This is a genomic window from Peribacillus sp. P4_B1 (genome assembly GCF_056402395.1).
Genome location: NZ_JBFUHM010000017.1, coordinates 1 through 12538, shown reverse-complemented (window position 1 = coordinate 12538; position 12538 = coordinate 1). Strand labels below are relative to the sequence as shown.

16 protein-coding genes and 1 pseudogene are annotated in these 12538 nt (G+C 41.8%); 8 read left to right on the top strand and 9 right to left on the bottom strand.

Annotated features, from left to right (window positions below; all coding sequences use genetic code 11):
- Positions 1 to 6: 6 nt before the first annotated feature.
- The 4 genes from AC1DVK_RS11840 to AC1DVK_RS11825 are packed head-to-tail and all read right to left on the bottom strand — an operon-like array spanning position 7 to position 4646.
- On the bottom strand, positions 7 to 1488 hold the full coding sequence (locus tag AC1DVK_RS11840) for a Na+/H+ antiporter subunit D (RefSeq protein WP_477626549.1): 1482 nt from the start codon (positions 1486 to 1488) through the stop codon (positions 7 to 9).
- On the bottom strand, positions 1481 to 1822 hold the full coding sequence (locus tag AC1DVK_RS11835; protein ID WP_410862083.1) for a Na(+)/H(+) antiporter subunit C: 342 nt from the start codon (positions 1820 to 1822) through the stop codon (positions 1481 to 1483). The genes AC1DVK_RS11840 and AC1DVK_RS11835 overlap by 8 nt, the downstream gene beginning before the upstream one ends.
- Positions 1822 to 2244, bottom strand: a complete 423-nt coding sequence (locus tag AC1DVK_RS11830; protein ID WP_089361862.1) for a Na(+)/H(+) antiporter subunit B — start codon at positions 2242 to 2244, stop codon at positions 1822 to 1824. Before AC1DVK_RS11830 ends, AC1DVK_RS11835 begins: the two co-directional genes overlap by 1 nt.
- Positions 2241 to 4646, bottom strand: coding sequence for a Na+/H+ antiporter subunit A (locus AC1DVK_RS11825; protein ID WP_477626548.1), 2406 nt, complete (start codon positions 4644 to 4646; stop codon positions 2241 to 2243). The genes AC1DVK_RS11830 and AC1DVK_RS11825 overlap by 4 nt, the downstream gene beginning before the upstream one ends.
- Positions 4647 to 4961: 315 nt before the next feature.
- Between AC1DVK_RS11825 and AC1DVK_RS11820 the strand changes: the two genes are divergently transcribed.
- Complete coding sequence (locus AC1DVK_RS11820; RefSeq protein ID WP_477626547.1) at positions 4962 to 5252, top strand: hypothetical protein; 291 nt, start codon at positions 4962 to 4964, stop codon at positions 5250 to 5252.
- Between the two features lie 381 nt (positions 5253 to 5633).
- Here the strand turns inward: AC1DVK_RS11820 and AC1DVK_RS11815 are convergent, their stop codons facing one another.
- A complete protein-coding gene (locus AC1DVK_RS11815) occupies positions 5634 to 5972 on the bottom strand; it encodes a transglycosylase domain-containing protein (protein ID WP_477626573.1) in 339 nt (112 codons plus the stop codon).
- Positions 5962 to 6084: pseudogene (locus AC1DVK_RS11810) on the bottom strand (transglycosylase domain-containing protein); the annotation flags it as partial. The pseudogene AC1DVK_RS11810 and the gene AC1DVK_RS11815, both read right to left, overlap by 11 nt.
- A 688-nt stretch (positions 6085 to 6772) precedes the next feature.
- Here AC1DVK_RS11810 and kapD point away from each other — a divergent pair.
- Positions 6773 to 7396 carry a 3'-5' exonuclease KapD gene (gene kapD / locus AC1DVK_RS11805; RefSeq protein ID WP_061465435.1) on the top strand — a complete coding sequence of 208 codons (624 nt, stop codon included), beginning with the start codon at positions 6773 to 6775 and terminating at the stop codon, positions 7394 to 7396.
- 37 nt (positions 7397 to 7433) lie between these two features.
- On the opposite strand, the gene kapB is transcribed toward kapD, so the two are convergent.
- Positions 7434 to 7820, bottom strand: coding sequence for a kinase-associated lipoprotein KapB (gene kapB, locus AC1DVK_RS11800; RefSeq protein ID WP_089361859.1), 387 nt, complete (start codon positions 7818 to 7820; stop codon positions 7434 to 7436).
- Between the two features lie 178 nt (positions 7821 to 7998).
- Between kapB and AC1DVK_RS11795 the strand changes: the two genes are divergently transcribed.
- From AC1DVK_RS11795 to AC1DVK_RS11780, 4 genes are all read left to right on the top strand, one after another.
- Positions 7999 to 8589, top strand: a complete 591-nt coding sequence (locus AC1DVK_RS11795; protein ID WP_089361858.1) for a peptidylprolyl isomerase — start codon at positions 7999 to 8001, stop codon at positions 8587 to 8589.
- A 133-nt stretch (positions 8590 to 8722) separates the two neighbouring features.
- Positions 8723 to 8947: a hypothetical protein gene (locus AC1DVK_RS11790; RefSeq protein WP_089361857.1), complete on the top strand. Its 225-nt coding sequence runs from the start codon at positions 8723 to 8725 to the stop codon at positions 8945 to 8947.
- 185 nt (positions 8948 to 9132) lie between these two features.
- Positions 9133 to 9609, top strand: a complete 477-nt coding sequence (locus AC1DVK_RS11785; protein ID WP_089361856.1) for a GNAT family N-acetyltransferase — start codon at positions 9133 to 9135, stop codon at positions 9607 to 9609.
- 28 nt (positions 9610 to 9637) lie between these two features.
- Complete coding sequence (locus tag AC1DVK_RS11780; RefSeq protein ID WP_061465430.1) at positions 9638 to 10252, top strand: PH domain-containing protein; 615 nt, start codon at positions 9638 to 9640, stop codon at positions 10250 to 10252.
- Between the two features lie 69 nt (positions 10253 to 10321).
- Here AC1DVK_RS11780 and AC1DVK_RS11775 read toward each other — a convergent pair whose 3' ends face one another.
- Positions 10322 to 10486, bottom strand: coding sequence for a hypothetical protein (locus tag AC1DVK_RS11775; protein WP_477626545.1), 165 nt, complete (start codon positions 10484 to 10486; stop codon positions 10322 to 10324).
- Between the two features lie 23 nt (positions 10487 to 10509).
- The gene (locus tag AC1DVK_RS11770; RefSeq protein WP_477626544.1) at positions 10510 to 11367 is read right to left on the bottom strand and encodes a manganese catalase family protein; all 858 of its coding nucleotides are present in this window, start codon (positions 11365 to 11367) and stop codon (positions 10510 to 10512) included.
- Positions 11368 to 11508: 141 nt separating this feature from the next.
- Between AC1DVK_RS11770 and AC1DVK_RS11765 the strand changes: the two genes are divergently transcribed.
- Both AC1DVK_RS11765 and AC1DVK_RS11760 read left to right on the top strand, forming a co-directional pair.
- On the top strand, positions 11509 to 12264 hold the full coding sequence (locus AC1DVK_RS11765) for a TraR/DksA C4-type zinc finger protein (RefSeq protein WP_410863599.1): 756 nt from the start codon (positions 11509 to 11511) through the stop codon (positions 12262 to 12264).
- Positions 12265 to 12373: 109 nt separating this feature from the next.
- Positions 12374 to 12538 (top strand): helix-turn-helix domain-containing protein (locus AC1DVK_RS11760; protein ID WP_477626572.1); only part of this gene is annotated, 165 nt, incomplete at its 3' end.

Sequence of the window (12538 nt, the reverse complement as noted above, 5' to 3'; positions counted from 1 at the left end):
CAGGCACTACTCCTTTAAAACCGCTTTAATATAAATATCGGGATTGATTAATGTTTCTGCAGCTTGTGTAATGAATGGGTAAATCGATTCTGTTCCTACTCCGAATAAAACGGAAATGATAATAAGGAGGACGGCAGGAACCAGCATTTTATTCACCGTATTATTAGTTAAGGCATAATCAGCTTTTGGGGTTCCCCAGAAGCCATTCATGAATATTTTCATAACGGAATATAGAACCATCAAGCTGGAAAGTAAGACAACGGCCATTCCAAAGTAGGCCCCTTTTTCTGCAGCTCCCTGAAGAATCAAAAGCTTACCGGCAAAACCGCTGAACGGTGGTATTCCCGCCAATGATATGGCAGCTATGAAGAAAGTCCATGCAAGGGCCGGGTATCGCTTGATCAAGCCGCCCATATCCCGTAAATCATCCGATCCGCTGATTTTGATCATGATGCCAACCAGCAGGAAGAGCGCAGCCTTGATCAGCATGTCATGAATGATATATAGGATGGAGCCCGATAAGGCCTGTTCATTCATGACGGAGATGCCGAAAATGATAACCCCGACGGCGATGATGATATTGTAAATGATGATTTTTTTAACATCCCAATAGGCTATCGCACCAATGACACCGATGATGATGGTCAAGATCGCAAGTATCGCAAGGAAAGTATGAGTGAAATCCTGGTCATGGTAAAACATGAGTGTATAGGTCCTGAAAATGGAATATATCCCGACCTTTGTCAGCAATGCCCCGAATAGTGCCATCACCGGGATTGGTGGAGCATAATAGGACCCAGGGAGCCATTGGAATAGCGGGAAAATGGCTCCCTTCAAACCGAATACGATCAAGAAGCCAATTGCTATCACCGAGATGATTCCAGGCTGGTTTACCTCCGCTATCCTTTGACTGATGTCCGCCATGTTCAATGTACCTAGAACTGAATAAAGGTACGCCACCATGATGACGAAAAAGGACGAGGAAAGCACATTGACGATGATATACTTCAATGATTCCCTCAGTTGGATTTTCGTCCCCCCCAGTACAAGCAGCACGTAAGAAGCCATCAGCATGACTTCGAAAAAGACGAATAGATTGAAAAGGTCCCCCGTAAGGAAAGCACCGTTAACACCAATCAGCAAGAATTGAAATACAGGATAATAATAGTGTCTTTCACGTTCTTCACCTATGGAGTAAAACGAGTAAAGCAGTATGGCAAATCCAATGATATTCGTGGTCAGGACCAGCAGCGAAGAAAGCATGTCTGCGACGATCACGATCCCGAATGGCGCATCCCAGCTGCCGACACCGAGAGTCAAGATCCCATGAGTATGAACCGAGAACACTAGATAAAGGGAAATCGCAATTCCTATAAGAGAGGAAAAAAGGGATATCCCTCTTTGCAGCTTGATTTTTTTTGAAAAGAAAATAAGAAAGATGGCTGTGAAAAGCGGCCATAAAACAGGCATGAAAGTAAGATTATTCATTCGTTTTCGTACCTCTCATTTCTTCCATGTCATCCGTACCGAGTTCCTGGTAGGTCCGGTAAGCAAGAACCAGCAGAAATGATGTGACTCCGAAACTAATGACGATCGCAGTCAAGATAAGCGCTTGCGGAAGCGGATCGACATAGGATGCAACTTTATCACTTAGCAATGGAACGGAATCGCCTTTCAGGCCGCCCATCGTCAAAATCAAAAGGTGGGCGCCGTGACTGAGCAGTCCAGTACCGATTATGATTCTTAAAATGCTTTTTGAAAGCATTAAATAGGTCGCACACATAAATAGTATTCCAACGACAATGGCCATTAAAAGTTCCATTATTCACTCTCCCCTATCGTTTGAATAATGGTCATCGTTACACCAACAACCACAAGATAAACACCCAGATCAAACAGTACCGCGGTATGAAGCGAGATGTGCCCAAGAAGAGGCAAATCGATATAATGATATACATGTGTCATGAGCGGCACCCCGAAAAATAACCCGCCGGCAACAGTCAGGCTTGATATGAGCAAGCCTGAACCAATCATTAGCTTATAGTCAATCGGCAAGATCCCTGCGACGGTTTTAATGTCGAAAGCGAGCAACAGCAAGACTATGGCAGCTGAAGTCATTAAACCGCCGACAAACCCGCCTCCTGGCGAATAATGCCCTCCTAAAAAGATGGCTACCGCAAAAAGCAGGATAACAAAGGCGGCGACTTTCGTAACCGTTTGGAGAATCAGGTCATTTTGCTTCATGATTTATTTCTCCCCCCTGTCAAACGCAATTTGATCATCGCGAATATTCCGAGCGCAGCGATGGAAAGGACACTGATTTCAAACATCGTATCAAGTCCGCGGAAGTCAACAAGAATGACATTTACGACGTTTTTCCCGCCTGCTTCCTTATAAGCATTTTCAAGATAGTAACTTGATATGGAATCAAATAGTTTATTGCTATGTGCCGATAAGGCAATCAGTGTCACGATGACTCCTACACCAATGGATATCAGGGCGTTATTCAACCTGAATGTCATCCGTTCTTCCTTTCTGCTTGCCATTAACGGAAGGTGGAAGAAACAGAGCAAAAACAGGGATACCGAAATCGTTTCGATGACCAGTTGAGTCAAGGCTAAATCCGGTGCCCGCAGCAAAACGAAAAATAGGGAAATCGTATAACCGACCGCTCCTAGAATGATAATGGAAGTTAAACGGGATCTTGCAAACAAGATGGCGATCGAGCTAATCACGATGATTGCCGCTAATACCAATTCATATAAGCCGATCGGGGCAAGATTTCCTGTATCCAATTTAAAGGCATCCTTCCAATAGAGTGTAAAGCCCAATGAAAGAATGAAGAAAAGGAATATGGAAAGCAAATACGTCCGAATCGAACCTGTCATTAAAAATTTCATGACGGAGGCTGCTGATCGTTCCAGCCCCCTTATCCCGTTATCATAAAGAGCGTTCAGGGATAAACGTTCAGGCATCCACTGGTGGATCTTTTGCCACCTCGGAAACGTTTTGTATAAAATGATTCCAAATGCAATGATGCCGACCGTCATCCAAAATTCAGGTTTAAATCCATGCCAGAATTCGATATGGACTTGGAAATCCGGACCCGCCAAGCTTGGCTGTATGCTAGCTACCGCAGGTTCAATGATCGATGAAGATAGCAAGTTTGGAAAAATACCAAAAATGATGACCAACGAAGCAAGGATGACCGGGGAAATCAACATCCCGATCGGTGCCTCGTGGGGCTTCTTGTCCAATAGTTGTAACTGAAGTTTGCCTGTAAAGGGCTTGAGCACGACGATCATGCTGTAAATAAAAGTGAATACACTGGCAACCCATGCTATAACAGGGAACAGTATGCCCCATGTCTCCATATTGAAGATATTCAATTCCAATACATTCACCATGCTGGCCAAGAACATTTCCTTACTTAAAAAACCATTGAAGGGCGGAAGGCCAGCCATTGAAAAAGCACCTATGGCGGCGACGGTGAAAGTAATCGGCATCAACTGCATCAATCCGCCAAGCTTCCTGATATCACGAGTACCGGTTTCATGATCAATGATGCCTGCAACCATGAAAAGGCTGCCTTTAAAGGTCGCATGATTAATTAGGTGGAATACTGCTGCAACCGTGGCTGCCAAATATATATTTTCCCCTAACGAATCATAGTGGAGAGCCGCCGCACCAAGTCCCAAAAGCGACATGATCAATCCGAGCTGACTGATGGTGGAAAAAGCGAGAATCCCCTTTAAATCAGTCTGCTTGATTGCAGAGAAGGAGCCCCAGAACAAGGTAATCAATCCGGCAATCGAAACGAGCCAGAACCATAATCCGGATTCTGCAAAAATAGGACTTAAGCGGGCAACCAGATAAATTCCGGCCTTGACCATTGTCGCGGAATGAAGGTAAGCGCTGACAGGTGTCGGAGCTTCCATCGCGTCAGGAAGCCAGATATGGAACGGGAACTGTGCGGATTTGGTGAATGCGCCAAGCAGCACAAGCAAAAGTGCAGGAATGAAGAGCGAGTGGTCCATAAGTTCCCCGGTTTGTGCTATCAATTCACGTATACTGAATGTGTTCCCCATAATGGAAAGGAGAATGATTCCTCCAAGCAGGCTTAAGCCTCCAAGCACGGTGATCAGCAGGGATTTCTGCGCTCCATAACGTGAACGCTCCCTTTCGTTCCAATATCCTATCAATAGAAAAGATGATAAACTCGTGAATTCCCAAAATGAATAAAGGACAATTAGATTATCGGAAAGGACGACGCCCAGCATCGCTCCCATGAAAAGCAAAAGGAAGACGTAAAATTGGTTCAGTTTTTCTTTCTCTTTCGATAAATAGAAAACCGAATACAGAACGACAAGTGAACCTATCCCTGTAATGAGCAAGGCGAACAAAAGTCCTAGTCCATCTACATAGAAATCAATATGAATTCCGAGTGAAGGAATCCAAGCAGCCCTTTCCGTAATGATATCCCCTTGTTTGGTCAAGGAAATGAACCTTGAAAAATAGGTGAAAAGGAGAATCGGTAAAATCAATACAAACCATCCTGTATGTATTTGTCGGAATAGTTTGTATAATATTGGTACAATAAGTGCAAATAGAAACGGTGATAATACCACCCAATGCAGTAAAGACATAAACTCCCCCCCTTTTTAAAACGAAGTCATCCGTCTTATTATGCTTTTTTTACGCAATCTTAGACGTTAGAAAACCTTCGTTGAATATGTATTTTTGATTCGATACTTGCCTCGCTTAAAAGTATAACGCAATTTATGTGGGTTTGCATGGCTTTAAGAACAGTGAAGGCCGACTAAAATGGAGTTTTATATATAGGTAGAAAAGGAGGGGAAATCGTCCCGAAAAATTTTAATTTAAAAGTTTTAAAGGGTGAATTAGTAGAGAATTCACTGTTAAAAAGTGGAATAGTTTGCATAATGTAGGGAAAAGGATGCATGGATGGAGAATCCATGAAAACCGCTTATTTACTTAGCTACTTTCCAATCATTTCAATCCTACTATTCAGCCTCTCCCATTTATGGAAAATGCAAATGCTCATGTTACCTATTATTTTTTATGGTTTTTGCCGGATTGAAGTTGATCTCCGATACTATATGGAGCAGTCTTTATTATTCCTTTCCAAGGTTTCGGAAGGTAAAGCCCTGAACAGTGTAAGAAGGGAATCTGTCATATATGTAATTGGCGGTGCTTATTCATTGTTCAATACATCCTTATGGCGGGTGTGATATAGGACTGAGCAAAGGCAATACTTAGTGTGTCCAACGCATAGCTGTCACCGCTATAATTCTTTGGACAATAGTTTTTGCTCAATAGCTTGCTCAACTAACTGCCTGATTGATGTCAGCATCCGTTTCTTCTATATAGGGGGGCAGAATCAAGGAGTGGGGTTAATGGCTGACCCTGGCTGCCGATAGTTTTGGTATGCCCGATTGAAAGAATTTTTTTTATAATCCTTTTCCCCAATCAAAGAGACAAGCTCGTGCGTATGATGCTGTATAACCACTAAAGCTTCCTCGATATCATTGCACCGATTTTTGATTGTACAGCAGTCTTGGGCTTTAGTTTACAGCTTGGTATCGAGTGCGGTATGGATGGTTACACCGGAATCAAAAGCTTTTCAATCCTTTTATCCAGCTCTGCCTCACCTGATGGCGTATAGCCGCATCAGAACCTTGCAGGGATGTTATGAGACCTTCAGAGGATGTCACTAGGCTTTTCAATTCCTGATGAGCATATGTCACGTAATCGGGATAATAAGTCGACCGAGGTGGACAAGTCCAATTTAATCGTACTTCCGATCTTCGGCACATTAAGAGTTTATAGTTTTTCGGATTATTAAGGATTACTGCCAGTAAGGTGAGTTCTGCCTTTGATAACTTCCCAGTCGGTTTACTGAAATAATACTGGGAGGCAGCTTCGATTCCATATGATCCATTACTGGAAATATATCGTATTCAAATATAGCTCCATGATTTCCGGTTTTGAATTTTTTCGCTCTAATTGATAGGCGTAAAAGAGTTCATTAAGTTTTCGGTTATACGTCCTTTCATGGGAAAGGCAAACACTCCTGGTGAATTACTGGGTAATGGTACTGCCGCCTTGTTCGATTGTTTTATTTTGTGAATTGATAAGATGCGCCTTCCATGCCGGACAGGGCAACACCTGCATGATCATAAAAATTTGTGATCCTCCGTTATGCTGAAAGGGAAATGGTTTTCCAGAAAAAGGGGATGCCATCAAGTTTAAGGTAAGTCCGTTTTTCACCATTGGAAATTTCACTGATCACTTTCCATTTGCAGCCGTCATGTAATTAGTCCTGAGCCAGCTCTATCGAATCAATGGGATTCGCCCGTTAAGTACATGATAGGGAGTTTGGGCTAAGGATCACTTGTGATAGGAAAGGAAAATGAAAAGGACAATACAGGAACTGTGAAGAAAATCGTGCTATAACCAAGATACGTGCGCATAGTTCAACTGCCTAACTAATATATTTTTAGTATATTCTTGGCGATAATGCAGGGATTAAAGAATGGTACTTTCGGTTCGTCCAAATACTAAAAACCAATTAAGGAAAATAATATATAGTTTTGAGTAAATCAAGAATGATGGCAGAAGTCGTATCTGAATGGTGTAATATGATCCAATGAAAAACTTTCTAAATCTTCTGTTATAATATTCTCATGAGAAAATAAAAACCAATTTTTGTTTGTATGTTGACGTCAAGAATAAGAAGGGGGTCATTAAAATGGAGGAACAACAGCAATATGTATTCATTGATTTTGAATTTACGATGCCGGAAGGAAAAGCGAATCCAGTAGGTTTTTATCCAGAAATCATTGAGGTCGGTTTAGTCAGCGTCATTAATGAGACAATTCAGGAACAATTCTCTTCTTTTGTTAACCCATTGAAATTTCCAGTCCTAACGGGGAGATGCAAGAAGTTCTTGAATATTACCCAAGATCAGGTGGACCGGGGGATTTCATTTGAAGAGTTGATTTCTTTATTGAAGAAAATAGATGAGCAGCACCCGACGACGATTGTGACTTGGGGGAATATGGACATGAAGGTACTTCGCCAGAACTGTCAGAAATCAGGATTGGATTTCCCTTTTTCAGGAAAACAAATAGATCTTTGCCTGGAGTATAAACGCTTTTTCGGAGATCAAAATCAAACCGGACTTTGGAAGGCTGTACAGGCCTATGGCAAGGAAGGGACAGGCAAGCATCACAGGGCGTTGGATGATGCAATTACGACATATAATATATTTAAGTTAGTAGAGAAAGATAAAAGTTATATGCAAAATCATGAACCGACGACAATTGGCGATCGCATTGATTTATCAAAGGTATTGAATCATTTAGCGTTATAAAAGCCAAATCATATACTACTGATTTGGCTTTTATGCTTTATTTGAAATAATCCGCCGCCAGATCTTCAAGCAGCTGTAAGCTTTTATCATTCCACTCTGTGTTTGCTTCGCTTAAGGTGTGTTTCATTTTCTCAACAGCTTCTCTTAAGGACTCCTTATACTCAGGAATTTCCTCTTCAAAGCCCCTTACCATATTCTTAGGTACATTGGTTTGCTCCCGGAATGCAAGAGCACGCCGCTGATGGAACATGGACACTTCTGTTTGCTTCGGGTTATGAAGATCCCCCTGCATGGGATGCTTCATGACAGCCAACACTTTAACAAGATATGCAGCAGGTCTGATATCGGTGATTTCCCCGATGTATTTTCCGGTTTTATATATGGCGGTAACCTTATCGCCGATTTTAAAATCCTGTTCTGACATTTCCCTACCACCTTTCTTTTAACTTCCTTCATGATACATAAGAACAACGATTTTTCACAGCGAATTCGTTCAATTTCGCAAAGATGCTTTTTTTTTGAAAATCGTGTAAAGTGTACAAATGAAGATGGAAAATGGCGTTACAGGCCATTTATTTAAAAAAAGAAAGAGGGTATATACAATGACAAATTTCCCGCAATTAACAAGTGAAGTTTTGGAAAATGAAAAAGCGGTCATCATGCAAACGACGATGGGCGATATTAAAATTAAATTATTCCCTGAGCTGGCTCCAAAGACAGTGGAAAATTTCATGACTCATGCTGAAAACGGTTACTACGAAGGAATCATCTTCCACCGTGTCATCAAGGATTTCATGCTTCAAGGCGGAGATCCGACAGGTACTGGAATGGGGGGAGAAAGTATTTGGGGAGCTCCATTTGAGGACGAGTTCTCCATGCAATTATTCAATTTGCGTGGAGCTCTTTCCATGGCAAATGCAGGCCCGGGAACAAATGGCAGCCAATTCTTCGTCGTACAGGCCCAGCATGTAGACAGCAGGATGGGTGAGCAGATGAAGGAAGCCGGTTATCCGGAAGAAATCATCAACGCTTATATGGAACAAGGCGGCACACCATGGCTGGACCATAAACACTCTGTTTTTGGACAGGTGGTCGAAGGCCTGGACGTTGTTGATACGATTGCTAATGTAGAGACAGTTGCGGGAGACAAGCCAGCAGTGGATGTAGTCATTAAAGGAATCACCATTTTATAAATAAAAGAGAAGCGGGGGGCTTAGTGCCTCTCGTTTTTTTAGGTTTTAGCGGATTTGCTCCACTAGTGGATTGTTCTGGCAATTGATATAATGGGATAAAGCATTTTAATTCCTATCAGGAAGGATGTATCGAATGGACTTTCTCAATCATACTTTACTAGGTTTGTTTCTTTACTTTCCAGAAGACAAGACTGAATATATCTCTGCAGGTATAACATGCTTCATCTTTTTAGTAGCAGCCGTTTTAACGATGAGGGCAATTATAAGATATTCAAAAAAAGAAGAACTGAAAACTAAGCAATTCGAAGATGAAGTCACTAAAAGGAACCAGCGTATAAAGGATGATACTATTTCTTGATTCCGGAAGATGCGAGTGGATTCAATAGAGTTCCAGCCTTTTTTTTTGCTAATTAGAATATGAATGGTATTATGTTTTGTTAGAAGGCCGTAAAGGACCTAAATGAAGAATAAACTGTTCCCTTATCAGCATAAGCAATTTATACTATAAGCATAGAGATAGAAACTTTGGGGGCGTAAATAGTTATGCAAATCGTAGCTAAAAGAATGATTGCGACGGATACAGTTAAGAGTTTTTTCATTCAGCACTGGGAGACGACTCAAGTCGTTTTTTCAAGAGGTTTGTTTCATTATGCGGAACTTGAGGGTTTTGGAGTGATGGACGAGAATGAAAAAATCATGGGGTTGGGAACGTATAAATTGTCCGACCATGTATGCCAAATCATTTCTTTGAATAGTGAGCATGAGAATCAAGGAGTGGGCTCATCATTGCTTTATGTAATGGAAAATACCGCCAAGGAGAAAAATTGCCATACTATTAAAGCGATTACAACGAACGATAATTTACAGGCATTGAAGTTTTTTCAAAAGCGTGGTTATGTCATTGCGGAAATCGTTAAAAATGCGGTTGAAGAATCACGGAAAATCAAACCTGAAATACCATTTTACAGTTTTGAGGGAATTCCTATCCGAGATGAGATAATACTGGAGAAATACTTGTAATACCTGAATTTTGATAGGGGGAATAGGGATGTTTAAGAAAATTGCGGCTGATGCCCTTGGACTTAGTGATATTGGAAGTGTGATTAGCCCTGCCAATTATGACAAGGTGGATGCAGATGACTATATCATGCATGAAGACGAGGAAAAAATTTATTTCCTGATAAAATCGAAAACCGATGAGTACTGTTTCACGAATCAAGCGTTCATACATTTGGACGGGACAAGTGCCATAAGCAAAAAACGTACACTTACAAGATATAGCTACAGCCAGTACAATATTTCCAGCGTAACACTTGAAACGGCAGGGACCGTGGATTTGGATGCGGAAATTAAATTTACGATCGGTGCAAAGACGTTCTCCATTGATGTCCATAAGAAGTTCATTGAAGAATTAAAGGACTTGTTCAAATCATTAGTTAAAATATCGGAAATTTGCCATGAGAATGAATATGCCCTTCAATTTGCACAGCAAAGCGTAAACCTTGCTTCTTCCACTTTGAACCAGGTTCGGACAGAGGGAAGCCAAATGGCTGCAAGTTTCAAGGAAATTAATTCCGCAGCTTTCGAATGGTTGATGGACAGTCGGAAAAAGTACCATGTTAAAGATTTTGGCTATGTTTTTGAGAAATATATAAATAATTAAAACAAGGAGGCGAACACGGAATGATGTGTCCGCCTTCTTTTTTAATGGCTGTTTTCACATACTTTGTTGCTATTTACCAGGTAGTGAGTTGTGGTTGATTTCCCCTCCAGATGCTCGCTTTCCTTGGAGTGGGCGGTGAGCCTCCTCGGCGGAAACGCCTGTGGGGCCGCTGCTCCCGCAGGAGTCTCGCACTTCCGCTCCAATCAACCTTAAATAGTTTCGTTTTAAAAACAACAATCTTTACGAAAAGAGCCTTTTTAATTGTTCAAATCACTCAAACCAGGGCTGTGTTCATTTGGCATATCTGGCATTTCCGGGACCGGGAATCCTTTTGGCGGCTCGGTAACGGCAAGGTTTCCGCCATTTCGGCTCGGTGTCTCCCCTTGGAAAATTTCGCCAATTTTAGTTTGATCCAGCCTGAAATTGAATTGAGCATTATGATAGCCCAAATCCACATATTTTCGGCATTCAGGATATTTGTTCAAATCATAATTAGGTATAGGGAAGATCTTCCCCCAGCTGACCCCAAGAGTTTCCAATGCCTTGGCAAATGCATTTTGATGGGCATTGTCGCGGACCATTAAAAATGCCAGTGTTTCACGCATTGCTTTATTGGAGCTCATTTCATATATCCTCGACTTTTGCAGAACCCCCGTAGATTCAAGGATGACATTATTCAAAAGGTTCGCCACAAGATTGCCGTGATCATAAACCCAAGAGCCATTCCATGGATTGCCGCCAGCGTCGACGGGCAGGGACGCTTTCGCACCGATTATGAAATGATGTGGATTTGCACCACTCTGGATGGCATCATCCAATGGGGCGCCATCGATCCCGGAATCTCCGGGCATATCCCCACCAGCCTCATTCAGCAACTGGTTGATGGTTGATTGGACAAGTTCTACGTGGCTTAGTTCCTCTAGGAAAACCCCGCGGATTAAATCACGATATTGTTTAGCGTTGCCGCGGAAGTTGGCACTTTGGAAAGAATACTGCATCATCGTCCGCATTTCACCGAATTGCCCTCCAAGCGTTTCCTGAAGAACCTTTGCTGCATTGGGATCAGGCTTATCTGGAACGATCATATTGATTAAATCTTCTTTATAGAAATACAATGAAAGCTCTCCTAGAATCAATATTTCTAATTTAGCTTCTGTTGCCTCAATTAAATTATTCCTAAGGTAAAAAGTACCTTTATGGAATGAAGGGAAGAGAGAAATACTAGAGGGAAGAACGATTTTGAAAGGATGTTGCACATGCTATCCAATCAGCAGCTAAAAGAATTTCAACAGCAATTGCAGCAAACGAAGCAAGAGTTGAAAGAGCGATTAAATGATTCAGGCAACTACGATTTAAGAAGAAGCTTGGAGGATTCGACAGGTGAGCTATCGAGTTACGATAATCATCCCGGCGATGAAGGAACCGAGTTATATGAACGGGAAAAGGATTTGGCCCTTTCCGAGCATGATCGGGATGAAATAAGGGATATTGATCGAGCGCTTTCTGCCATCGAGGCAGGTGAGTATGGAAAGTGCGAGGTTTGTTCAAAGGAAATACCTATTGAACGTATGAAAGCCATGCCTACAACGACTTATTGTGTCGAGCATACTCCGTCACAGGAAACTTCGCACAATCGGCCAATCGAAGAGGAAGTGCTGGGACCACCGTTTGGAAAGTTTGATTATGATGACCGGCACGAATCGGTTGCTTACGATGCGGAAGATTCGTGGCAGGATGTTGCCAGTTACGGAACATCTGAATCGCCTTCCGATTTTGTAAATCCGCCAAGCGATTACGAAGATATGTATGTTGAGTCCGAAGAAAATATCGGATATGTCGAAGATTATGAAAATTTTGTTGGTGTGGATATATACGGTAAAGAGGTAACGGTTTACCCGAACTCCCAATATCAAGAATTGAAGGAAGAACTTTTTGAAGAAAATATTCAAACCCCGTTTGGTGATTTGCCGCGATATGAGCATGATCCTTATGTTGATGAAGAGAAAGATTGAAAAAAAGAACCAGGATTTTTAAACCTGGTATTATCCCCTACAGGTAGACAGAGTAAAAAGAGAGCATGATAAAATGTTCTTAACAGTCTATCTGAGAGGGGATTTTTCTATGGCAAAAAAGGGGCAAACGTTTCAAACATATACAGAAGAATTAAAGCGAGAAGTTGTTCGTTTGAAGTTGGAGGAAGGCTGGTCATATCGTCGGCTTCGTGAGCGATTTGGTATCAAAAGTGATGCACAAATAGCGAATTGGGTAAAGAAAGTGCAAAATAAT